Origin of the sequence: Pseudomonas sp. NBRC 111131 (genome assembly GCF_001320525.1) — a bacterium.
GTDB classification, from domain to species: domain Bacteria; phylum Pseudomonadota; class Gammaproteobacteria; order Pseudomonadales; family Pseudomonadaceae; genus Aquipseudomonas; species Aquipseudomonas ceruminis.
In genome coordinates this window covers 125,357-149,278 of sequence record NZ_BCBH01000012.1, presented here as the reverse complement: position 1 = coordinate 149,278, position 23,922 = coordinate 125,357, and the positions used below count along the sequence as shown (strand labels likewise).

At 63.3% G+C, this 23,922-nt stretch carries 18 protein-coding genes and 1 pseudogene; 9 read left to right on the top strand and 10 right to left on the bottom strand.

Annotated elements, in window-relative coordinates; translation table 11 throughout:
* Window positions 1-337: 337 nt before the first annotated feature.
* Window positions 338-1,915: a malate dehydrogenase (quinone) gene (gene mqo, locus APH34_RS13880; protein ID WP_054901600.1), complete on the bottom strand. Its 1,578-nt coding sequence runs from the start codon at window positions 1,913-1,915 to the stop codon at window positions 338-340.
* Between the two features lie 165 nt (window positions 1,916-2,080).
* Between mqo and APH34_RS13875 the strand changes: the two genes are divergently transcribed.
* The 3 genes from APH34_RS13875 to APH34_RS13865 all read left to right on the top strand — a co-directional run bounded on the left by APH34_RS13875 (window position 2,081) and on the right by APH34_RS13865 (window position 6,493).
* Window positions 2,081-3,301: a putative DNA modification/repair radical SAM protein gene (locus tag APH34_RS13875; RefSeq protein WP_054901599.1), complete on the top strand. Its 1,221-nt coding sequence runs from the start codon at window positions 2,081-2,083 to the stop codon at window positions 3,299-3,301.
* Window positions 3,292-4,137 (top strand): TIGR03915 family putative DNA repair protein, encoded by an 846-nt coding sequence (locus tag APH34_RS13870; protein ID WP_054901598.1) that lies wholly within the window; start codon window positions 3,292-3,294, stop codon window positions 4,135-4,137. The genes APH34_RS13875 and APH34_RS13870 overlap by 10 nt, the downstream gene beginning before the upstream one ends.
* A gap of 196 nt (window positions 4,138-4,333) precedes the next feature.
* On the top strand, window positions 4,334-6,493 hold the full coding sequence (locus APH34_RS13865; RefSeq protein ID WP_054901597.1) for a TonB-dependent siderophore receptor: 2,160 nt from the start codon (window positions 4,334-4,336) through the stop codon (window positions 6,491-6,493).
* Window positions 6,494-6,524: 31 nt separating this feature from the next.
* Here the strand turns inward: APH34_RS13865 and APH34_RS13860 are convergent, their stop codons facing one another.
* From APH34_RS13860 to APH34_RS13850, 3 genes are all read right to left on the bottom strand, one after another.
* Window positions 6,525-7,496, bottom strand: a complete 972-nt coding sequence (locus APH34_RS13860) for a biotin-dependent carboxyltransferase family protein (protein WP_054901596.1) — start codon at window positions 7,494-7,496, stop codon at window positions 6,525-6,527.
* A complete protein-coding gene (locus tag APH34_RS13855) occupies window positions 7,493-8,380 on the bottom strand; it encodes an allophanate hydrolase subunit 1 (protein WP_054901595.1) in 888 nt (295 codons plus the stop codon). Before APH34_RS13855 ends, APH34_RS13860 begins: the two co-directional genes overlap by 4 nt.
* A gap of 91 nt (window positions 8,381-8,471) precedes the next feature.
* The gene (locus tag APH34_RS13850; RefSeq protein WP_054901594.1) at window positions 8,472-9,230 is read right to left on the bottom strand and encodes a 5-oxoprolinase subunit PxpA; all 759 of its coding nucleotides are present in this window, start codon (window positions 9,228-9,230) and stop codon (window positions 8,472-8,474) included.
* A 120-nt stretch (window positions 9,231-9,350) separates the two neighbouring features.
* Here APH34_RS13850 and APH34_RS13845 point away from each other — a divergent pair, with 120 nt between their 5' ends.
* The 5 genes and pseudogenes from APH34_RS13845 (at window position 9,351) to APH34_RS13825 (ending at window position 17,184) form a co-directional block, all read left to right on the top strand.
* Entirely contained in the window at window positions 9,351-10,268 is a 918-nt protein-coding gene (locus APH34_RS13845; protein WP_054901593.1) for a LysR family transcriptional regulator, read from the top strand.
* 68 nt (window positions 10,269-10,336) lie between these two features.
* Complete coding sequence (gene yddG, locus APH34_RS13840) at window positions 10,337-11,233, top strand: aromatic amino acid DMT transporter YddG (RefSeq protein ID WP_054901592.1); 897 nt, start codon at window positions 10,337-10,339, stop codon at window positions 11,231-11,233.
* An 85-nt stretch (window positions 11,234-11,318) separates the two neighbouring features.
* Entirely contained in the window at window positions 11,319-13,385 is a 2,067-nt protein-coding gene (gene treS / locus APH34_RS13835; RefSeq protein WP_054901591.1) for a maltose alpha-D-glucosyltransferase, read from the top strand.
* A gap of 96 nt (window positions 13,386-13,481) precedes the next feature.
* Window positions 13,482-16,466, top strand: a pseudogene (locus APH34_RS13830) (autotransporter domain-containing protein).
* 88 nt (window positions 16,467-16,554) lie between these two features.
* Window positions 16,555-17,184 carry a riboflavin synthase gene (locus APH34_RS13825; protein ID WP_054901590.1) on the top strand — a complete coding sequence of 210 codons (630 nt, stop codon included), beginning with the start codon at window positions 16,555-16,557 and terminating at the stop codon, window positions 17,182-17,184.
* Window positions 17,185-17,193: 9 nt separating this feature from the next.
* Here the strand turns inward: APH34_RS13825 and APH34_RS13820 are convergent, their stop codons facing one another.
* The 4 genes from APH34_RS13820 to hemB form a co-directional block, all read right to left on the bottom strand.
* Entirely contained in the window at window positions 17,194-17,898 is a 705-nt protein-coding gene (locus tag APH34_RS13820) for an SDR family oxidoreductase (RefSeq protein WP_054901589.1), read from the bottom strand.
* An 84-nt stretch (window positions 17,899-17,982) separates the two neighbouring features.
* Window positions 17,983-18,897, bottom strand: coding sequence for a LysR substrate-binding domain-containing protein (locus APH34_RS13815; protein WP_054901588.1), 915 nt, complete (start codon window positions 18,895-18,897; stop codon window positions 17,983-17,985).
* A 33-nt stretch (window positions 18,898-18,930) separates the two neighbouring features.
* The gene (proP, locus tag APH34_RS13810; protein ID WP_054901587.1) at window positions 18,931-20,433 is read right to left on the bottom strand and encodes a glycine betaine/L-proline transporter ProP; all 1,503 of its coding nucleotides are present in this window, start codon (window positions 20,431-20,433) and stop codon (window positions 18,931-18,933) included.
* 93 nt (window positions 20,434-20,526) lie between these two features.
* Window positions 20,527-21,501, bottom strand: coding sequence for a porphobilinogen synthase (hemB, locus tag APH34_RS13805; protein WP_054901586.1), 975 nt, complete (start codon window positions 21,499-21,501; stop codon window positions 20,527-20,529).
* A 267-nt stretch (window positions 21,502-21,768) separates the two neighbouring features.
* Here hemB and APH34_RS13800 point away from each other — a divergent pair, with 267 nt between their 5' ends.
* A complete protein-coding gene (locus APH34_RS13800) occupies window positions 21,769-22,311 on the top strand; it encodes a WYL domain-containing protein (protein WP_054901585.1) in 543 nt (180 codons plus the stop codon).
* Between the two features lie 7 nt (window positions 22,312-22,318).
* On the opposite strand, the gene APH34_RS13795 is transcribed toward APH34_RS13800, so the two are convergent.
* Both APH34_RS13795 and APH34_RS13790 read right to left on the bottom strand, forming a co-directional pair.
* A complete protein-coding gene (locus APH34_RS13795; RefSeq protein WP_054901584.1) occupies window positions 22,319-23,005 on the bottom strand; it encodes a hypothetical protein in 687 nt (228 codons plus the stop codon).
* Between the two features lie 90 nt (window positions 23,006-23,095).
* The gene (locus tag APH34_RS13790) at window positions 23,096-23,839 is read right to left on the bottom strand and encodes a sulfite exporter TauE/SafE family protein (RefSeq protein ID WP_054901583.1); all 744 of its coding nucleotides are present in this window, start codon (window positions 23,837-23,839) and stop codon (window positions 23,096-23,098) included.
* Between the last annotated feature and the right edge of the window lie 83 nt (window positions 23,840-23,922).

Genomic DNA, 23,922 nt, shown 5'->3' with positions numbered 1-23,922 from the left:
ACTCGCCGCCATGACAGCAGCAGCGGGCTGTCTGTAAGTCTAGATGCCTTATTTTCCGTGTACACCACGACACGCGGCCCTGCACACTACTCAGCAGGCCTGCTGCCAACGCTCTCAGGATCTTCACCAGCCTTCTGCTTTTCCGCCCGGGAAAACCCTTGGCAGACAACGCGCAAAAGTTGATATCCGCGTTGCGCATTCAACTGGCTAAAGATTTGAAGCGTGTGGAAAACCATATGAAAAAGTGAGCCTTCAGAATCAAGGCTGTCTGTGTGTTCCGAAATGGGGCCGCTGCAGCCCGTCGCGGGCAATCCGGCGACGGGCTGCTGAGCAAACGCTACTGCACCTCCCCCGCCGTCGGAGGGTTCAGTTGCAGCACTTCATTGGTGTACGCCCACTCCTTCTGCACCTGGTCCGGATGATCGTTCAGGTGTATGCCATACGATGGCACGATCTGTTTGATCTTGGCTTGCCAGTCCGGCGAGGCCACCTTGTCCTTGAACACCTTGTTCAGCAGGTCGAGCATGATCGGTGCCGCGGTCGAAGCACCCGGCGAAGCACCCAGCAGGCCGGCGATAGTGCCGTCCTTGGACGTGACCACTTCGGTGCCCAGTTTGAGCACGCCGCCCTGGCTGTCGTCCTTCTTGATGATCTGCACCCGCTGGCCAGCCTGCCACAGCCGCCAATCCTCTTTCTTCGCTTCAGGGAAGTAGGTGCGCAACGCTTCGAAACGGTCATCGTCCGATTGCAGCACCTGGCCGACCAGGTACTGCACCAGGTCAAATTCGCGCACGCCCACACGCACCATCGGCCAGGTGTTGTGCACGTTGACGCTGGCGAACAGGTCAAGCAGTGAGCCCTGCTTGAGGAACTTGGTCGAGAAGGTCGCGAACGGCCCGAACAGGATCATCCGCTTGCCGTCCAGGACACGGGTATCCAAGTGCGGTACCGACATCGGCGGCGCACCGGTGGCGGCAATGCCGTAAGCCTTGGCCATGTGCCGTTGGGCGATGGCCGGGTTATCAGTGACCAGGAAGGAACCGCCCACCGGGAAGCCGGCATAATCCTTGGCCTCCTCGATCCCCGACTTCTGCAGCAGGGGCAACGCCGCACCGCCAGCGCCGATGAACAGGAACTTGGCATCGGTGGCCGCCTTGCTGCCGTCCTTGAGGTTCTTGTACTCCACGTGCCAGGAGCCATCATCGTTACGGGTAATGTCCTGGACCTCGCTGGACAACGCCAGGTCGAAATTCGGCCGGCTCTGCAGGTAGGCCACGTACTGGCGGGTAATCTCGCCGAAGTTGACGTCGGTACCGATCGGCGTCCAGGTCACCGCCAGCTTCTGGTTAGGGTCACGGCCCTCCATCATCAGCGGTACCCATTTGCGGATCTGCTCATGATCTTCGGAGTACTGCATAGGTTTGAACAGCGGGCTGGCCTGCAGCGCCTCGTAACGCTTCTTGAGGAACCTGATGTTGTCATCACCCCAGACGAAGCTCATGTGCGGGGTGGTATTGATGAAGGAATGAGGATTCTTCAGCACGCCCTGCTTGACCTGCCAGGCGAGAAACTGGCGGGTGATCTGGAACGACTCGTTGATCTCCACCGCCTTGCTGATATCGATCTTGCCGTCCTTCTCCGGGGTGTAGTTGAGCTCTGCCAGCGCCGAGTGACCGGTGCCGGCGTTGTTCCAGCCGTTGGAGCTTTCTTCCGCCACCTTGTCCAGCTGCTCGACCATCTGCATCGACCAGCCCGGCTCCAGTTCATTGAGCCACACCGCCAGGGTCGAACTCATGATGCCCCCGCCCACCAGCAGCACATCGACTTTCCTGTTCTCGGCGGCCTGGGCGCTGAGCACGCTCCAGGCCAAGGTAAAGCCCGCCAGGGCAAGTTTCGACTTGAGCGTGATGTTCATGTTTACTCCTGCTAGGTTGCTATCCGTAACGTCCAGCACCAAGCTTAGCTGAGGGCTTTTGTCGGGTATCACGCTTGTACGTGCTCCACCGCTGCCGATTTTTATCCCTTGCAATCGACTGCATCTCAAAATACTGTATGAATAATCAGTATCGCGAGACATCCCATGCAACTCATCGCCAAACTCGGCATCCTGGCCGACGCCGCCAAATACGACGCTTCTTGCGCCAGCAGCGGCGCGCCCAAACGCAGCTCGCGTGGCGGCGACAGCCTGGGCGCCACCGATGGCATGGGCATCTGTCACAGCTACACCCCCGACGGCCGCTGCGTGTCGCTGCTCAAGGTCCTGCTGACCAACTTCTGCCTGTACGACTGCCAGTATTGCGTCAACCGGCGCTCGAGCAATGTGCCGCGGGCGCGCTTCACACCCGAGGAAGTGGTGCGCCTGACCCTGGACTTCTATCGTCGCAACTGCATCAGTGGCCTGTTCCTGAGTTCCGGCATCATCCGGTCGGCCGACTACACCATGGAGCAGCTGATCCGGGTGGCGCGCCTGCTGCGTGAAGAGCACAACTTCCGTGGCTATATCCATCTCAAGACCATCCCCGACGCCGACCCGCTGCTGATCGAAGAAGCCGGCCGCCTGGCAGACCGCCTGAGCGTGAACATCGAACTGCCCACCGAGGCCAGTCTCAAGCGCCTGGCACCGGAAAAACAGGCGCGCACCATTCGCCAGGCCATGGGCGTCATCCACCAGGGCCAACAGGCCGTGGCGGGTGAACCGAAAGCACCGCGCTTCACCCCGGCCGGGCAAAGCACCCAGGTCATCGTAGGGGCCGACGCCACGGACGACAGCACACTGCTGCGCAACGCCGAATCTCTGTACCAAGGGTACGGGCTCAAACGCGTGTACTACTCAGCTTTCAGCCCGATCCCAGACAGCCCCGGCAGCGTGCCGTTGGCGGCCCCGCCACTGCTGCGCGAGCACCGCCTGTACCAGGCGGATTTCCTGTTGCGCGGGTACGGCTACAAAGCGGGTGAGCTGCTTGGCCAGAGCGGCAACCTGGCGCTGGACATCGACCCCAAGCTGGCGTGGGCGCTGGCCAATCGAGAGGTGTTCCCACTGGATGTGAACCGCGCCGAACCTGCCTTGTTGGCACGTATCCCCGGCATCGGCCTGCGCAGTGTGCAGCGGCTGGTGGCCCTACGCCGCGAGCGACGCGTGCGCTATGACGACCTGATCCAACTGCGCTGCGTGCTGGACAAGGCGCGGCCGTTCATCGTCACCAGCGACTATCGCCCGGCCCAGGCCGAACTGCGCAGCGGCCTGCTGCGCGAGCGCCTGCGCGAACCGCAGGCTCCGCTGCAGATGGGGCTGTGGGGGTGATCGCACTCGATTGCGGCGGCTGCTTCGGCACCTGGCGCGAGCAGGCTCGGGCCTTGCTCGCCCATGGCATCGACCCAGCCGAGGTCACCTGGGGGCAAGGCCCGATCGACGATCTGCTGGCCGTACCAGCAGCATTGCCCACCCACCCCGGCCCCTTTCGCGCCAAGGTGCCCGCAGCCCTGCTGGGCCTGCTGGAGCAGGCTGCCCGCTACCGCGGCGAACAGCGCTGGAACCTGCTTTACGAAGTGCTCTGGCGCGTGGCCCATGGTGACCGCACGGCGATGCTGGCCGGAGACCGCCTGGGCAGCGAACTGCATCGACGCATCAAACAGGTCAGCCGCGAGGCGCATCACCTGCATGCCTTCGTGCGTTTCGTGCCTTTGCCAGACGCCTTGGCAGCCCAATTGCAACTGGACCTGGTGGCCTATCACGAACCGGCCCATGACATTCTGCTCAGTGCCAGCGGGCACTTCGCTGACCGTCTGGGCCGGCTACGCTGGCTGATCGCCACACCGCAGGACGGCATCCGCTTCGATGGCAAGGATTTTGATTATCGGCACAGTTGCCCTGACGATTGGCGGCAATGGGCGCGCAATGCCGACGACCCCGGCGCCGAACTGTGGCGTACTTATTATCGCCATACCTTCAACCCTGCCCGGCTCAACCCGGACGCGCTGCGCTTGCACATGCCCGGCCGGTTCTGGCGGCATCTGCCCGAGGGCATGTTGATTCCACAACTCGAGGGGCTGGCGCGCCAAGGCAAGCAGCGGGACGGCCAAGCGCAGGAAGTTGCCAGCCAACGGGGCAAACAGGTCACACGCCCCACGTCACCCTAGCGCCTTCCCCACGGTCCATCACGTAGGTGCGTCGGCCCCCCAACGCGTGACGCAGCCCGGCGCCATTACAAAAAATGTGAAAAATTCGTGAATTTCCTGGCGCCACAGACTTTCACCCTGCGACGTATCCTGACACACTTATTGCCAATAGTTCTCATAATCATTCGCAATTACCTGTCACAGGATCCTCTCTCCCATGCCGTCGTACCTGGCGCCCATGCGCTCCCTCCCCGCTCGCAATCTGCTCGCCATGGCCGTGTACATGGCCATCATCCCTCCAGCACTGGCCGACGATGGCCAGCCCGCCACATTGGAACTGGGTGCCACCGAAATCAGCTCTGATCAACTGGGCAGTACCACCGAAGGCTCGCAGTCTTACACCACCGGCGCGATGTCCACCGCCACCAAGCTGCCACTAAGCTTGCGTGAGACCCCGCAGGCCGTGACCGTGATCACCCGCCAGCGCATGGATGACCAGGCCATGACCAGCATCAACGATGTGGTCAAGGCCACCCCGGGGCTGTTCCTCGACTATTCCAATGGCCCGGGCCGACAGACCTATTCGGCACGCGGCTTCGACATCGATAACCTGATGTACGATGGCATTCCGAGCGGTTATCAAGGTTGGACGGTCGGTGCCCAGCCGAACCTGGCCATGTTCGACCGGGTCGAGATCGTGCGCGGGGCCACTGGCCTGGTGACCGGGGCCGGCAACCCGTCGGCGGCGATCAACCTGGTGCGCAAGCGCCCACTGGCCGAACAGAAAGTCACCCTGACCGGCGCTGCTGGCAGTTGGGACAACTACCGCGGTGAAATCGACGCGTCCAGCCCGCTCAACGACAGTGGCACGCTGCGTGGGCGCGTGGTGGCGTCGTACCACGATGCCAACAGTTACATCGATGACGCCGAAGAAAACCACGGCCTGTTCTATGCAGTCACCGAGGCTGACCTTTCCGAAGACACCAGCCTGACCCTCGGCTTCTCCCATCAGAAGGACAAGACCAACTACTTCTGGGGCGCCATGCCAACCGCGCTGGACGGCCATCACATGGGCTTCTCGCGCGCCTACAACCCTGGCACTGACTGGGAGAACAAAGACCAGGACATCAATACCGTATTCGCCGAAGTCCGCCAGCGCCTGGCCAATGACTGGAAGCTCCAGGTCAACGCCAATTATTCCGAGCAGAACGCAACATTCACCGGCTCCTATCAGTCGCGCTGGGCCGGTCTGCAGGCGCCGCTGTCGCGCACGGTGTACCAGTCCAGGCACCAGGAAAACCAGGCCGGCCTGGACGGCTTCGTCAGCGGCCCGTTCGAGGCCTTTGGCCGCACTCACGAGTTGGTGGTGGGTGCCAGCAAACGCATCTACGACATGGACACCCGAAACTACAGCCCCTATGACACCAACTGGCCACTGAACGCTGGCAAGCCGAACTTCGTGCATACCGGCAACACCCGTGAAGTCACCACCCAGGAAGGTGTGTACATGACCACCCGCCTGAGCCTGGCTGACCCGCTCAAGCTGATCCTTGGCGGCCGCCTGGACTGGTATGACTACGATAACCGGGACGGCGAAGGCGATTACAAGGTCACCCGCAATGTCACCCGCTACGCCGGCCTGATCTACGACCTCGACGACCAGCACTCGGTGTACGTGAGCTATAGCGACATCTTCACCCCGCAGAGCTCCAAGGGCACCTCGGGCACGCCAGTCAAGCCAATCGTGGGCAAAAACTACGAGATCGGCATCAAGGGCGAATATTTCGGCGGCGCACTCAACGCCAGCATCGCGCTGTTCCGCATCGACCAGGAAAATCGCGCCGTGCAGGTGTTCGTGCCGGACTGCCCGCAATCGGCCTGCTATGAAGCCTCCGGCGAAGTGCGCAGCCAGGGTATCGACATGGAACTGCAAGGTGCGCTGACCCAGCACTGGCAGATCGGTGCCGGCTACACTTACGCCCGCGTGCATACGCTCAAGGACGCGGCCAACCCAGGCAACGTGAACCAGCGCTTCGACACCGACACCCCGGAGCACATGTTCAAGCTGACCACCACCTACCGCTTCCAGGGCCCGCTGGAAAAACTGCGGGTGGGGGGCAACATTTCCTGGCAGAGCCGCATCTACAACGACTTCACGGTGGCCGATGGCAGCGAGTACCGGCTGATCCAGGGGGCGTATGCGGTCACCGACCTGATGGCGGGCTACCAGGTCAACAAGCACCTCGACCTGCAACTCAACGCCAACAACGTGTTCGATCGCAAGTACTACTCGGCCATCGCCAGTTCAGTGGACTATGCCGGCGACACCTGGGGGGCGCCGCGCAACATGATGCTGACTGCCAAGTACAGCTTCTGACGCGACTGATGGGGTGCCTGCCCCCCATCGATCAGCTGAACAACCGGCCCAGATACCCCAGTTTCTTCTGGTACGACCGCCGCGCTTCCAGGGCCCCTTCCATGCTCACCGGCAAGAATCTGGCCTGCTGGTTCGGCTGCATCTGCCCGATCAGGTCCAGGTCGGCGCTGATCACCGTGCCGATCATCGCGTAGCCGCCACCGGATACCGCATCGCGGTGCAGGATGATTGGTTCCAGCCCTGCCGGTACCTGGATCGAACCGATCGGGTAGCAGCTGTCGACGATGTTGGACGGATCCGAACCGGCACCAAAGGGCTGCTCACGCGGGCGGAAGCTCAGTGCGTTTCCGCCTTTGTAGCGATAGCCGATACGGTCAGCCTCGGAGCCGACCGTCCAAGCATCGGTGAAGAAACTGTTCGCGGCTGCTTCGGTCAGGCGGTGGAAGTACAAGCCTGGCACCACCCGCAACACCACCTCCCCACCCAGCGCCTGGCGCAAGGCCATTGGCAGGCTGGCACCGGCGCGCGCCTTGCCACTGGGCAGCCCCACTGGCAGCACATCGCCCGCCACCAGCTTGCGACCGTGATAGCCGCCCAACGCACCCAATGCATAGGTAGAGCGGCTGCCCAGCACTTCGGGCACATCGATACCGCCCGCGACCGCCAGGTACGCCCGTGCCCCTGCAGTGGGGAAGGCAAAGCGCAGCACCTGCCCGGCCCTGACCGCAAAGGCAGTGTCAGGCCGCTGCTCGCGGCCATCGAGCAAGGCCGGCATCTGCGCCCCGCACACTGCCACCAGCGCATCCTGCTGGAATTCCAACTCCGGCCCCACCAGCGCGCACTCAAGGCCCGCTGCCCCGGCCGGGTTGCCAACCAGGTGGTTGGCCGCGCGCAAGGCGTATTGGTCAAGCGCACCCGAGGGCGGAATGCCCAGGTGGTAATAGCCTTCTCGACCCAGGTCCTGCACCGAAGTGGCCAGGCCAGGTTTGAGTACCTTGATCATGCCAGCGCCTCCTGCAACGATCGGGGGTAGCCGACCGGGTCGGCCAGAAATGCATCCAGGGAAAACTCCACGGGGCGGATGCGCAAGTCGAAGCACCCCTCCTCCACCTCCGCCACCGCCTGGTCATAGGCCTGACGATCGATGGGCTTGAACTGGACGATGTCACCTGGGCGGAAGAACACCATGTGCGCCTTCAGGTAACTAAGGGTCTGTTGAGGGTCATAGATCGGTGCCGGGGTCACCCCGAACATCTGGTAACCCCCGGCACCGCGCACCGAGTAGATGCACCCGAAGCAACCACCGTGGCCGAGGGTCAGTTTTGGTGTGTCGGTGCGTGGGCGAAGGTACTTGGGCACTTGCAATTGTCGCTCACGCTCGACCATCTGGAACATGAACGGCAAGCCGGCGACGAAGCCGACCATCGATACGAACCACGGCGCGCCGCTGTGCGCAGCGATGAATGCCTCGACGTCGGCCAGGCCGTTGATGCGCGCGGCGTATTCAAGGTCGGTGCTGTCCGGGTCCTGGTGGCGGTCGCGAAAACGCATCAGGGTTTCGTGGGTCCAGGGGTCGTTGTACAGCACCGGGATCTCGATGATGCGGGTGTGCAACGCACGTTCTGCCACAGCCTCGGCTTCAGCGCCCTTCACAGCCTCCAGCAGGGCTGCCGGGGCGATGCGGTCAGGGTCGAAGCGAATCTGGAACGAGGCATTGGCCAGGCAGATATCGAGCACGCCCTCCAAGGCCAGGCGCTCCACGGCGCGGGTAACGGCCATGCCCTTGAAGAAGGCCTCGAGCGACATGCTGTCGCTGACCTCGGCAAACAGATGCTCATCGGCACCGAAGCTGTAGCGGATCGGGGTACTGGCAAGCGGCTCGGCCATGTCTGCTCCTTTTTGGAATCTTTATTCGTAAGGCAGGCAAAAAACAATGCGGTACAGCGGCCCCGGGGTCTGTGCCCCGGGTGCCCGTGATTCAACGCGGTGTGCGCACCTCGATGCCGGCGGCATCCAGTGCCGAACGGGTGGCCTGGACCAGCTCGAGCGCACCCGGTGTGTCGCTGTGCAGGCAGATGGAATCGAACTCGATGGCCAGGTCCTGTCCCTCTACGGTACGCACCAGGCCTTGCTGGCAGGCGCGCAGCACGCGCTCGGCGACCCGCTGCGGCTCATGGCCACGCACGTTGCGGGTAAACACGATTGAGCCGCTCAGGTCGTACTCACGATCGGCGTAGAACTCGCGCACCACCGGCTGCCCGCATTCCTGCGCCACCCGGCAGATTTCCGAACCGGGCATGCAGTAAAGCAGCAGTTCAGGCTCAATCACCCGCAGGTGCTGTACCAGCAGCCGCGCGGCTTCTTCATCGCGAGCGAGGTGCATGTACAGCGCGCCGTGGGGTTTGATGTGCTGCAGCCGAACGCCCTGGGCACGGGCAATTTCGCGCAGAGCACCAAGCTGATAGAGCATGTCGTCGACCAGCTCCTGGGCCGGCGCATTGATGTGCCGACGGCCGAACCCGACCAGGTCTCGAAAGCCGGGGTGGGCACCGACCGCCACACCCAGCGCCTTGGCACGCTCGACCGTGCGACGCATGGTGCCTGGGTCGCCCGCATGAAAACCAGTGGCGATATTGGCAGAGCTGATGAAGGCCATCAGCTCATTATCGACGCCATCGCCGATGGTCCACGGGCCGAAGCCTTCGCCCATGTCCGAGTTGAAATCCACTGCCTGCATGCCAGTTCTCCAGGTACTTGTGACTGCGTACCGGCCACGTTAGATTCTCTGCTACCCCTTGGGTAGATCTATAAACAGATAGGGTGTCTTCTGAAAAACAGATACCCAGGAGTGTTTCTCGTGTCGTTGACTCTGCGCCAAGTCCGTTATTTTGTCGCCACCGCCGAGATCGGCCAGATTTCGCAAGCGGCAATCCACCTCAATATTTCCCAGTCCGCTGTCACCACCGCAATCAAGGAGCTGGAAGCCATGCTCGGGTCACTGCTGTTTCAGCGCTCGGCCCAGGGTATGAGCCTGACAGATGCCGGGCGACACTTTCTCAACCGTGCCTATGTGATCCTGCGCAGCGTGGACGATGCACTTAACAGCCCACTGCCGGACGTTCGCGCCAGTGGGTTGCTGCGTTTGGCGGCCAGCTACACAGTGATCGGCTACTTTCTGCCGCACCATTTGCAGCGCCTGGGGCACTGGCACCCGGATGTCACGCTGGAGGTGCACGAGCAGGAACGCAGCGCTATCGAGCAAGGCCTGCTGGAGGGCCGCTTCGACATGGCGGTGGTGCTGACCGCTAACCTTACCCACCCGGATATCGTTTCAGAAACCTTGTTCAACTCCGAACGCCGGCTGTGGCTGCCCAGCCATCACCCGCTGTGCGAACGCTCGGCGGTGAGCCTGGCCGATGTCGCCCACGAGCCGTTCATTCTGCTCACCGTGGACGAAGCCGAGCAAAGCGCCATGCGCTACTGGGAGCTGGCCGGCCAGCGGCCCCGCGTGCGGGTACGCACCAGCTCGGTCGAGGCAGTGCGCAGCATGGTTGCCAATGGCAGTGGCGTGGCAATCCTCTCGGACCTGGTGCACCGCCCCTGGTCGCTGGAAGGCAAGCGCATCGAAACAGTGACCATCAGCGACCCGGTCACCCCCATGAGCGTCGGCCTGGCCTGGCACCGCGAGCGAGCATTCAGCCCGGCGATGCAGGCGCTGCGCAATTACTTCCATGATGCCTTCCTCGCCCCCCAGCAATTGTCGGCACGGCGCTGAGGCCTGCGCATTGCCCGACAACAAGGTATTGTGCCGAACCGAAAAAGTCTCAGACACTGGAGCACCCCATGCGCATCACCAGCGGCCCTGCCGCCACCGCCTGCGGCCTGGCGGCGATCCTGCTGTGGAGCACGGCCAGCGGCCTGATCCGCAGTGTCAGCGAGCACTTTGGCCCGGTGGGCGGCGCCGCACTGATCTACACCCTGGGGGCCGCCCTGCTGGTCATGCTGCTAGGCCGACCCCGCCTGCGCCAGGCGTCGCGGTTCTATTTGGTAACAGGCTGCGCACTGTTCGTCGCCTACGAAATCTGCCTGTGCCTGGCGCTGGGCTATGCCGTCAGCCGCACCCAGGCCATTGAGCTGGTGGTGGTCAACTACCTGTGGCCAAGCCTGACGATACTGCTGGCGATCGCCATGAACCGCCAGCCCGCCCGCTGGATCATCGTCCCCGGCACCGCCATCGCCCTGCTGGGCATTCTCTGGGTGGTGAGCACCGACGGCCTGTCGCTGGCGGGTATCCGCGAAAATATCACCTCCAACCCGCTCAGCTATGGGCTGGCGGCAACCTGCGCGATCACCTTCGCCCTGTACTGCAACGTGACCCGTCGCTACGCCAATGGCCAGAGCCATGTGGTGCTGTTCTTCGTGCTGACCGCCGCCGTCCTTTGGCTGCAGTACCTGGTAAGCAACGAGACGCTGCCGCCCTTCTCCCTGCGCCATGGCCTGGAGTTGCTGGCGGCGGCTGTGGGCATGGCCGGCGGATACGCGTTGTGGAACATCGGCATCCTGCGCGGCAACCTGACGTTGATGGCAACGGCCTCCTATTTTGCCCCAGTGTTGTCCTCGGCCTTTGCCGCCGCGTGGCTCGGTGCACAGTTGGGTCTGCAGTTCTGGCAAGGTGCGCTGCTGGTTACAGCCGGGTCGCTGCTGTGCTGGCAGGCCACCCGCCAGCGCGGTGAAGGGTGAGGGTCGGTATGTGTCTTTAGCCGAACGTTCCGTCGCCAATGCCGTCATAACCTGAGCCGGTGCCGACACGCAGAGAGGACGCGACATGACCCAACCAGACCCGTCATACGTCAAATGGCTCGAAGACCGCTCCATGCTCAAGGCCTCGCAGGAGCGGGCCCGCCTCTATTCTGGCCAGTCGCGCCTGTGGCTCAACCCCTATGCCGAGGCACAGCCGCGCCGCGCCACTGAAATCGCCTCGGTGTGGCTGACCGTCTACCCCGATGCCATCATCGCCCCCGAAGGGTGCTCGGTACTGGACGCGCTGGGTCACCAAACCTTGTGGAAGCGCCTGTCTGAAATCGGCGTGCAAGGTATCCATACCGGCCCTATCAAGCAGTCCGGCGGCGTGCGTGGACGGGAGTACACCCCCAGCGTCGACGGCAATTTCGACCGCATCAGCTTCGACATCGACCCGCTTTACGGCACCGAGCAGGCGCTGGTGCAGATGAGCCGCATGGCTGCTGCACACAACGCGGTGACCATCGACGACCTGATCCCCTCGCACACTGGCAAAGGCACGGATTTTCGCCTGGCCGAACTGGCCCACGGCGCCTACCCCGGCCTCTACCACATGGTCGAGATCCGTGAGGAAGACTGGCCGCTGCTGCCCGACGTGCCTGCTGGCCGGGATGCCGTCAACCTGCTGCCGGCGCAGTGCGATGAGCTCAAGGCGCACCATTACATCGTCGGGCAGTTGCAACGGGTGATCTTCTTCGAGCCGGGGGTCAAGGAAACCGACTGGAGCGTGACCCCACCGATCACCGGGGTCGACGGCAAGACCCGGCGCTGGGTCTACCTGCACTATTTCAAGGAAGGCCAACCGTCACTCAACTGGCTTGACCCAAGCTTTGCCGCCCAGCAGATGATCATCGGCGATGCCCTGCATGCGCTGGACTGCCTGGGTGCACGCGGCCTGCGCCTGGATGCCAACGGGTTTCTCGGCGTAGAGACCCGCGCAAGCGGTACCGCCTGGTCCGAGAGCCATCCGTTGTCGATCGTCGGCAACCAGCTCATTGGCGGCATGATCCGCAAGGCCGGCGGTTTCAGCTTCCAGGAGCTGAACCTGACGCTGGACGACATCGCGCAGATGTCCAAGGGCGGGGCCGACCTGTCCTATGACTTCATCACGCGCCCGGCCTACCAGCACGCATTGCTGACAGGCGATACCGAATTCCTGCGCCTGATGCTCAAAGAGATGCACAGTTTCGGTATCGACCCGGCGTCCTTGATCCATGCCCTGCAGAACCACGACGAACTTACCGTCGAGTTGGTGCACTTCTGGACCCTGCACGCCCATGACATGTACCTGTACAAAGGCCAGACCTTGCCCGGCAGCATCCTGCGCGAGCATATCCGCGAGGAAATCTATGAACGTCTGTCTGGCGAGCATGCACCTTACAACCTGCGCTTCGTCACCAACGGCATTTCGTGCACCACCGCCAGCCTGATCACGGCGGCGCTGGGTATTCGCGACCTGGAGGCCATCGGTGCGACAGACATCGAACTGATCCAGAAAGTGCACCTGCTGCTGGTCATGTACAACGCCATGCAACCCGGTGTAGTCGCGCTATCGGGTTGGGACCTGGTCGGTGCCCTACCGCTGCCGGCCGAGGCGGTGGCAGAAAAGATGGTCGATGGCGACACCCGCTGGATCCACCGCGGGGGCTACGACCTGGCAGGGCTCGCCCCACAAGCCGAGGCCTCGGTACGTGGCATGCCGCGGGCCCGTTCGCTGTATGGCAGCCTCGACAGCCAACTGGAAAACAGCGATTCGTTCGCCAGCAAGGTGAAAAAACTCCTCGCCGTGCGCCAGGCCTATGGCATTGCCACCAGCCGCCAGGTGCTGGTGCCGGAGGTCAGTAGCCCCGGCTTGCTGGTGATGGTGCACGAGCTGCCGGCTGGGCGCGGCATACAAATCAGCGCGCTGAACTTTGGTCAGGAGGTGATTGCCGAGCAGCTACAACTGACAGGTTTCACGCCTGGGCCGGTGGTGGACATGATCAACGAAACGGTCGAAGGTGACCTCACCGAAGACGGCCGGCTGATGGTCAACCTGGACCCTTACGAGGCACTGTGCCTGAGGATCGTGAACAGCAGCGGGCATGTGTAAGGCCTCACGGCCTCTTCGCTGGCGGAACAGGCTCCATGAAACCGTAATATCCGATAGCCATATTGAGCGCCCCTGAACACTCACCATGGTCGCTCAATGCCGTTCACGCCCAACCGACTGGCCCTGTGCATCGCACTGGCCTGCGCCGCCCTCGCCCCTGCCGTCCTGGCCAAGGACTACCTGATCGACAGCGCCACCACCGGCACGCTGGAACTGAAAAAGTCGGACACCCTTGAGGTGGCCTCCACGGGCAGTATCGTGGCCGGTGACGACGATGGTGTGATCCTGCCCAAACACACCAGCGGTGCCACCGTCAGCGTGGACAACGCCGGCCTCATCCGCTCCACCGACGGCCGCGGCATCGATTCCAAGAGTGACGGCGAAGACCTCAGCCACTTTGTCATCAGCAACCAGGCCGGTGCGCTGATCCAGGGCACCAATGACGGCCTGCGCCTGCAGACCAACCCGCTGGCGGGCGGCAGCCTGAAGATCATCAACGCGGGCACCATCGAGTCCACCGTCGACGGCCAAGCCATCGACCTGGAATCCCTCAACAACCCTGCCTTCACCACGACCCTGCTCAACCAGGCCGGTGGCGTCATCCACGCGGTGGGTAACGATGCGATCAAGACCGGCTCCAACGCCACGATAACCAACTACGGGCTGATCTACACCGACACCGCGCCACAGGACAAGAACGGCCTCGATCAGAAGTACGACGGCATCAAGATCGGCACCTCGACCGGCGTCACCGTGCACAACTACGGCACCATCAGCGCCGACCGCCACGGTGTCGACCTGAAGACCGATGCCACCCTGTACAACTACGAGGGCGCCAGCATCACCGGCCGCAACGGCTCGGGCTTTGGCTCCGATGGCAGCGGTACGGTGTACAACTACGGCACCATCACGGGCGCCATCGCCGACGGCAAGGTCAATGGCGACGGCGATGGCGTCGACATCGACCTGGTCGGCCACGTGTACAACGCCGGGACCATCCAGGGCCTGGGCGCCAAAGGCGTCGACAGCGGCGGCAGGCCCAACGGCAGTGAGGGCATCGCCATGGGTGGCGGCAGCATCGTCAACACCGCAAGTGGGCTGATCCGCAGCGTCGACAACGGCGTCCTGGTCGACGACGGTGCCGAGGGGGCCGGCGTGGCTGCCACCTACATCGACAACGCCGGCCGTATCGAAGGCGAAGGTGGCTTCGGCGTCAAGTTGATCGGCGAGTACGACGACACCGTGATCAACCGAGGCACCATCAGCGGTGGCAATGGCCTGGCCCTGAGCATGGGGGCAGGCAACGACCACCTGGTGGTCGCGACCGGTGGTGTGTTCAAAGGGCTGGTCGATGGCGGCGCGGGTATCGACAGCGTCACCCTGGACGGTACTGGCAGCTTCGGCAACAGCCGCAACTTCGAAACGTTACGTGTGACTGGCGGCAGTTGGACCCTGAGCAGTGTCGACGACTTCAGCCAGGGGGGTGTGGTGGCCAGCGGCGCGACGCTGATCAACCAAGGCAGCATCCTTGGCCAGATACAGGTCGATCAAGGGGCTCTCTACGCCGGCGGCGGCGCAGTCGGTGGCCTGCGCGTCGACGGCACGCTGCTGACCAATACCGACCTGGGCGTGGCGCAGGTCAAGGGCGACCTGACGTTTGGCCAAGGCGCGAGCCTGGTGTACGGGGTAAATGCCGATGGCAGCAGCGCCCCCATCAGCGTCAGTGGCGTGGCAAACCTGACCGGCGCCACGCTGCGCGTGCAGCCGAGCCCAGGCGAATATCCATGGCAGAGCCAGTACACCGTACTCACTGCCGGTACCGTCAACGGTACCTTTGCCCAGGTCAGCAGCGACTATGCCTTCCTCACCCCCTCCCTGGCCTACGCCAGCAACGCAGTGACCTTGGCCTACCGCCGCAACGACATTGCCTTCGAACACTATGCCCACAGCGGCAACGGCGCCGCCGCGGCCCGCAGCCTGGATAGCCTCGCCCCGGACAGCAGGCTGTACAACGCCGTGCTCGGCACCAGCGCCAGCAGCGCCGGCCATGCCATCGAACAACTGGCCGGCAGCAACACCGCCAACCTCGCGGCGGCCACGTTGGCTGCGACCACCCAGGTCGGCAGCAGCATGCTTGGCGCGATGCAATCGATGGGCAGCAACGCTGGCCTGCAGGTCGGCCTGAATGACAGTGACAGCCCTGCCCTGGCCGCCACCGGCGTGCCGCGTGAGGCGCGCAACCTCAATGACCCGAACGCCCAAGGGCGGGTCTGGGCGCAGGCGTTGGGCAGTTACGGCAAGATCGATGGCAGCCAGGGTGCCAGCGCCCTGGAGCAGCGTACCGGCGGTGGCGTACTCGGTATCGACTGGGCGCTGGGCGGTGAATGGCGCCTGGGCGTGCTGGGCGGTTATTCGCGCACGCGCCTGGACAGCACCGGCCTGGATGGCAGCGTGCGCAGCTGGCACGCCGGGGTGTACGCCCAGCGCCAGAGCGGCCCGCTGGCACTGCGTCTGGGCGCGGCGTACAGCAGCCATGACGGCGACAGCAAACGCAACGTGGCCTTCAGCGACTTCGAAGAGCGCCTCAAGGGTGATTACGATGCCGACAGCCAGCAGGCCTTCGTTGAGCTGGGTTATGCCTTGGGCAATGGCCGCCTGAGCGCCGAGCCGTTCGCCACCCTGGGCTACCAGCGTTACCACCGCGACAGCTATCGGGAAACAGGCGGTGATGCGGCCCTGGCCGTGGATGCCGATACCCAGCACACCTTCAGCAGCACCTTTGGCTTGCGCGTGGCGCACCTGGGGCAGTTGGACAACGGCATGAGCTTGACACCGCGGGCGACGCTGGGCTGGCGCCATACCTATGGCAGCATCGACACCCGTACACGCCAGGCATTTCTGGCGGGTGGGGATGCGTTCAGTGTCGAAGGCAGCGCAATCGACCGTGACAGCCTGGTGGCCTAGGCGGGGGTGGACCTGGGTCTGAGTGCGCGGCAGACCATTGGCGTGGGTTACAGCGGCGAGTTGGGCAACAACAGCCGTAACCATGCCGTGGTCGGGCAGTGGCAACTGAAGTTCTAGCGGCATCACCACCTGGCGCCGCTTGCATTCCCGGGCTCACGGGCATAGTTTGCGAAAGCTTATGTTTCCAGAGCCCAGGAGCACTTCCATGTACACCGGCATCGTCCAGGCCGTTCGCCCTCTGCTTGATGTGGCCACCTACCCGGGCCACAACCAGTTCACCATCGACCTTACCCCCGAGCTGCTCGATGAGCTGAAGATCGGCGCCAGCGTCAGTGTCGAAGGCACCTGCCTGTCGGTCACCGAAATCAACGGGTCTCAGGTCAAGTTCGACGCCATGACCGCCACCCTGGAACGCACCAACCTGCGCTTCTTCCAGGCGGGCCAGGGTGTCAACATCGAGCGCTCGGCGAAGATGAACGCCGAAGTCGGCGGCCACCTGATGGCCGGCCACATCGCCACCACCGCCGAGATCGTTGAGTTGTCGATCAAGGAGACCGGGGCTTTCATCACGTTCCGCATGCCACCGACGTGGGCCAAGTACGTGTTCCCCCGCGGTTTCCTGGGCGTCAACGGCTGCAGCCTGACCGTCGCCGACGTGGACGACACGCTGATTACCATCAACCTGATACCCGAAACCCTGCGCCAGACGACCTTCGCCGGCTACAAGGCCGGCGAGCTGATCAACATCGAAGTGGACCACCAGACCATGGTGCTGGTCGACGTGGTGGAACGCACCCTCAAAGGCACGCTGGCCCGCGAGAAGCTGTTGCCCTGAACAACCGGGTCAGACGCTGCGGGTTATGCCGCCGTCGACCTTGATGTTCTGCCCGGTGATATACGCCGCCCCCTCGCTGGCCAGGAATGCCACGGTGGCCGCGATTTCCTCGCGGGTGCCGTAGCGCTTGAGCGGTACGCTGTCGCGGCGTTCGTCGGTGGCTGGGAGGCTGTCGATCCAGCCTGGCAGCACATTGTTGATACGGATGTTGTCGCCGGCATACGTGTCCGCGAAGATCTTGCTGAACGCCGCCAGCCCCGCCCGAAACACCGCCGAGGTAGGGAACAGTTCGCTTGGTTCGAACGCCCACGCGGTGGAAATGTTGATGATCGCCCCGCCCTGCTGGCGCTGCATGATCGGCGTGACCAGGCGGGCCGGACGGATGACGTTGAGCAAATAGGTTTCCATGCCCTGGTGCCAGTCTTCGTCGCTGAGCTCCAGGATCGGCGCACGCGGGCCGTGGCCGGCGCTGTTGACCAGTACATCGACGCGCCCCCATTTGGCAACCACGGCCTCGACCAGGCGCTGGATATCGTCATTTGACTGGTTGCTGCCGGTGACCCCGATCCCATCCAGTTCCTTGGCCAGCGCCTCACCTTTGCCCGAGGACGACAGGATACCGACCTTGAAGCCGTCGGCGGCCAGGCGCCTGGCTGCCGCTGCGCCCATACCGCTACCGCCCGCGATCACGATTGCTACCTTTTCAACTGCCATGAGGCCCCCTTGTCGAGCTCAGTGTGCATGGATGATGGGATCAGCCTAGCACCAGGGGGCACGGTGCAGAGAGCCACTCACACTTCAATCACTCGATAGAAAATCTATTGGCTGCTGCGCCTGTTCGATCAACCAGGCACGCACAGTCGCCAGCGCGGGTGGCTGGTAGGCATTGCGCGGCCACACCAGGTAAAAGGCTTGGTCCAGACGCAGTTCGTGGTCGAAGGCCAGCGCCAGGCGCCCTGCCGCGATGTCGCTCTGGACGAAATAGTAACTGGCCAACGCCAGCCCCTGGCCCGCAATGGCCGCATCGATGGCCAGTGCGGTCTGGTTGAAGCGGACATTGCGCGCCGGTGCCTGCAGCGGCTGCTGGAACACATCGCTGATGAAGTCTGGCCAGAAGTTGTGGGCGTCATGCAGCAAGGTGTAGCGCTGCAATTGCTGCAGGTCGTGGGGCGCCCCCGAAGCTTGCAACAATGCAGGGCTACCGACGGCAACGATGCGCTGCTGGAGAAAGAGTTCGGTGTTGAGTGCCGGGCCAAAGGGCGGCCGCCCATAGCGCACGGCAATGTCCACGCCCTCCGGGCGAAACTGTGACAAGCGGTCGGTGGCCAGCACCTGCAGGTCGATGCCCTGATGCTGCGCGGTGAACGACGACAACCGCGGGATCAGCCACTTCGCGGCAAAGGTCGGGGTGACACTGACCGTCAGCTGCGCGCCATCTGGCCTGAGTGCCTGGGTCGCACTGCTGATCAGGGCAAAGGCGCTGCGGATGTCGCTGCTGTAGCGCTGGCCGGCACCGGTGAGGCTCAGGCCCCTGGGCAGCCGTTCGAACAGCTTGATGCCCAAGTTCGCCTCGAGCCCGCGGACCTGTTGCGCCACGGCAGCCTGGGTAACCCCCAGTTCGTCCGCCGCCAGGCGGAAGTTGAGGTGCCGCGCCACCACCTCGAACACCCGCAGGGCATTGAGTGGCGGCAGCGCGGAAAAACCCTCGGCCATCTCGTTAATCTACTGAGTGAACAAGCCCAGAGCTTACTCGATCCGCGGGTGTTGCTGCACCAGCAGCTTGCGCTTGGCCTCCAGGTCAGCGATCTGTTCGTCGATATCCTCGATCTTCTGCTCGATGTTGTCGTGATGCTCCTGCAGCAGCTCACGGGCCTCGTCGATGTCCGACGCGGCAGGCGCAGCACCGCGCAGGGGCTTGTTGGCGGTTTCTTTCATGGTCAACCCGGTGATCAGGCCAACTGCTGCAATCACCATCAGGTAGTAAGCGGGCATGTAGAGGTCGCCGGTACTTTCCACCAGCCAGGCGGCGAGGGTCGGCGTAAGGCCGGCGATCAGCACCGAGATGTTGAAAGCACTGGCCAGGGCGCTGTAGCGGATGTGAGTGGGGAACATCGCCGGCAACGTCGAGGCCATCACACCGATGAAGAAGTTGAGCAGCACGGCGATGATCAGCAGACCGGCGAAAATCACCCCGAGCTTGCCGCTGTTGATCAGCATGAAGGCCGGGATCGCCAGGGCGAACAGGCCGACGCTGCCGACGATGATGAATGGCCGGCGGCCCCATTTGTCACTGAGCAGGCCGATAATCGGCTGCACGAACAACATGCCGACCATGATCGCGATGATGATCAGCACACCGTGGTCTTCGCTGTAGTGCAGGTTGTGCGACAGATAGCTGGGCATGTAGGTGAGCAGCATGTAGTAGGTGACGTTGGTGGCGATCACCACACCGATGCAGGTGATCAGGCTGCGCCAATGCTGGGTGGCGACCTCCTTGAACGACACCTTCGGCCCCGATGCCAGGCCCTCGCGGTCACCCTGCTCAAGCTTGTCGACGTGCTGCTGGAATGCCGGAGTCTCCTCCAGCGCATGGCGCAGGTAAAGGCCGATGATGCCCAGTGGCAAGGCCAGGAAGAATGGCAGGCGCCAGCCCCACTCAAGGAACTTCTCCTCGCCCATGATGGTGGAAATCAGCACCACCACGCCTGCCCCCAACACGAAACCGGCGATCGAACCGAAGTCCAGCCAACTGCCCAAAAAGCCTCGCTTACGGTCCGGTGCGTACTCGGCGACGAAAATCGACGCACCGGTGTACTCACCACCCACCGAGAAGCCCTGGGCCATTTTTGCCAACAACAGCAAGATCGGCGCCCAGATACCGATCGAGGCGTAGGACGGTATCAGGCCGATGGCAAAGGTGCTGAGCGACATGATGACGATGGTCGCGGCGAGGATTTTCTGTCGTCCGAATTTGTCACCCAGGGCGCCGAAGAACAGGCCACCCAAGGGTCGAATCAGGAAAGGTACCGAGAAGGTAGCCAGCGCTGCGATCATCTGCACGCTGGGGTCGGCATTAGGGAAAAACACCTTGCCCAGCGCGTAGGCGACGAAGCCATAGACGCCAAAGTCGAACCATTCCATGGCGTTGCCCAGCGCAGCGGCGGTGATCGCCTTGCGCATCTTGGCATCGTCGACGATGGTGATATCTTTCAAGCCGATGGGCTTGACGGTTTTCTTGCGTGATTTCATCCCAGTGTCCCTGTAGCTGTGGCTCCTTGGCATCAGATACACAGGGACACTAAATAATTCCACGCTCAACGATTTCTCGCGTGTTTTTTGCCGTCAGATGCCTTCGCGTGCAAGGTCCATGGCGAAATAGGTCAGGATCAAGTCGGCGCCTGCCCGCTTGATCGCACCGATGCTTTCACGCACCACCCGGCCTTCGTCGATGGCACCGGCCAGGCCGCCGAACTTGATCATGGCGTACTCGCCACTGACCTGGTACGCGGCCAGTGGCAGGCGCGACGCCGCGCGGATGTCGGCGATCACGTCGAGGTAGGCGCCGGCCGGCTTGACCATCAGCACATCGGCCCCCTCCTGCTCGTCGAGCAGCGATTCGCGCACCGCTTCACGGCGGTTCATCGGGTTCATCTGGTAGCTCTTGCGATCACCCTTGAGCGCCGTGCCGCCCGCTTCGCGGAATGGGCCATACAGCGACGAGGCGAACTTGGTCGAATAGGCCATGATTGCGGTGTCATGGAAACCTGCGCCGTCCAGTGCGCCACGGATCGCCTGGACCTGCCCGTCCATGGCGGCCGACGGCGCGATAAAGTCGGCACCGGCGGCGGCGGCAACCACGGCCTGCCTGCCAAGGTTGGCGAGGGTGGCGTCGTTGTCCACGCCATGGTCGTGCAGCACACCGCAATGGCCGTGGCTGGTGTATTCGCAGAAGCAGGTGTCGGACATCACCACCATTTCCGGCACGCTGTCCTTGCAAATACGCGCCATGCGTGCAACCAGGCCGTTTTCGTTCCAGGTGTCGCTGCCGGTGGCATCCAGGTTGTGGGAAACGCCGAAGGTCATTACCGACTTGATCCCGGCGCGGGCATAGCGCTCGATTTCCTGGGCCAGCAGTTTTTCGGGGATGCGGTTGACCCCCGGCATGCTGGTGATCGGCACGAAGTCATCGATGCCCTCCTCGACGAAGATCGGCAGGATCAGGTCTTCGAGGCGGAACTCCGTCTCCTGGAAGATGGTGCGCAGGGACTCGTTCTGACGCAGGCGGCGGGGGCGGACGGAAGGGAAACGGTTGGACATGGAAGCTCCAGGGAACATGGACGGCGTACACCATATGCCTGTTGGGCCGCAGTGAAAAGGCCGGATATCGAGATAGTCTATTGCAGGTGCCGTGGTAGCGGCGGATTGCCGCCGTGCGGCGGGCCTTGCGCGTCACAACGACGCACAGGCGCTGCAGGCTGGCTCGGCTAAAACTTGGATCCGATCCACTGAAAGCGTTATGCTCTGCGCAATAGCTATATGCCATCACTCAGGCGCGCCGTGCGCCTGGCCTCAAGGACGAGCCCTTTGCCAAGCAACCCTACCCGCCACACCATCGCCCGCCAGTGGCAACTGCTCAAGTTGCTGCCCGACCGTCACCCCGGCATGAGCACTGCGCAGCTGCAGATGGCACTGGCCTGCGCTGGCTACAAGACCAGCAAGCGCACGGTCGAGCGTGACCTCAACGAACTGGCGGCGCTGTTCCCGGTGCATTGCAACAACAAGGGCATGCCCTATGGCTGGTACTGGCAGCCGGGCTTGAGCTTTGCCCAGGCCCAGCGCCTGCAACCGGATGCACTGACCCCTGCGCAAAAGATCGAACTGCGTGCCTGGGTGGACGACGGCCTGGCCCGGCGGCTTCAGGAGCAGCCGCTGTCCGACGACATGCGCCTGGCCGCCCAAGACACGGGCGGTGCGACACTCGATGCGACCGTCGATGACAGCCGTGCGCTGATGGGCTGGCTGCTGTCCCAGGCCGCTTCCATCCGTATCCAGGCCCCTGAGACATTGCGCGCCGCCTTGCTCGCGCAGCTACGCCAGAGCCTGGCCCTGCATGAGGGTGGTCATTGAACCGTCGTCACTCGGGCAACGCTGACGCACGCCGCCGCCCAAGGCAGGCATACCCGAGGCCCAGCACGCTCAGCAGCAACCCGCACAGCACGATCATCAGCTCACGGCTATAGCGCGCCACCCACGCCGGGAAACCGGCGAACTCGCGGTACACCCTGACATCAGCCACGCCATCGGCATGGCTGATGCTGATACCGCCCTGGCGGATCTGCGAATAGTCCGCGTCAAAGTACACCCAGACCTTGCACTCCCCGCCCTGCTCGATGGCGGGGATCTCCACAGCAGGCGTCGAGGCTTCGTAGAGGGTGTCGTTGCCTGCCGCATCGCGGACCTGCACAAGGCCCTTGGCCGGGAGGCGAATCCTGACCTCGCGCACCTCGGTGTCGCCGGTGTTGCGCAGGTCGATCAGCAAGCCGGTACGGTGATCCACCAAGCCGGCCTCGAAGGGTTTGGCGAACAGCTGGGCATACGGTGCCTGGGCCAGATCGATCAGCCTGTCGACCTGCTCCTGGTTCAACACCCCTTGGCTGATGCTGTTGATTCGCGGCTGCAGCCGCTCGTATTTGAGCTGCTCGCTGGCCTTGCTGATGCGTTCGCTGAATTGGCTCGGGTACGTGAGGTAGGCGTAGGTGAGGGAGGCTTCCAGACGTGCGTTGTCCTTGAGCACCACATAGGCCAGCAGCATGAGCATCATTGTCCCAACTCAACGGTTTGTTCCTTCTATTGCGCCATGGACAGTTGCAGGGCCCAAAGGGTGCCAAGTTCGACGCCCGCAGGCAAGCATTCAGCGACCCAGCAAGGCAGGCACGGATGCCGTCAGCATGGCAATGCCCGAAAACGTCAGCAACCCCAGCACCACCCTGCGAAACGTCAGTTCGCTGATGCCCAGGTACAGCCGTGTGCCCAACAGGGCCGGCAGCGCCATGGCCAGCAGTACGACCGCGAACGAGGGCAGCATGTCGCGGCTGACCACGCCCGTGCCCAAGTAGGTGAGCATGGTCACCAGCAGCATCGACAGGTTGAAGTTCTGAATCACCGCACGCTGGGTATCGCGTTCGAACCCGCGCAAGGTACACCACAGTGTAGGCACTGTGCCGGTAAAGCCACCGATTCCGCCCAGTGCCCCGCCGAGCATGCCCACAGCGCCGTCGGCCAGGCGGTTGCCCGGCAGCCGCGGCAAGCGCGGCGCCAGCAGCATCAACGGGCACCAGAGCACCAGCAGGGTGCCGAACACAGCCTTGAACCAGAGCATGTCCAGGTACGGCAGCACCCACACCCCCAAGGGAATGCCGGCCAGGCCGCCCAGCACGAACGGCCATAGCAACGGCCAGCTAAAGCCGCGCCGCACGCTGAAGACTGCAATGAGCTGGCCGGTGAGACTGCCGAACACAGTGAGCGACGCAGCCAGGCGCGGCTCCAGCCCCCAGGCCCAGAAGGACATGGCAACCATGCCGAAGGCGAAACCGGAAAGGCCCTGGACAAAACCGGCAACGACAGCGCCGAGGGCGATGAGGTAGAACGAATCCATACGTGCTTGTCAGCCTGGCTTGATCAACGGCTTACCATGCCAGAGCCCACGGCGGATGTCTGCCGGTAATCGCCCTGTCGCCG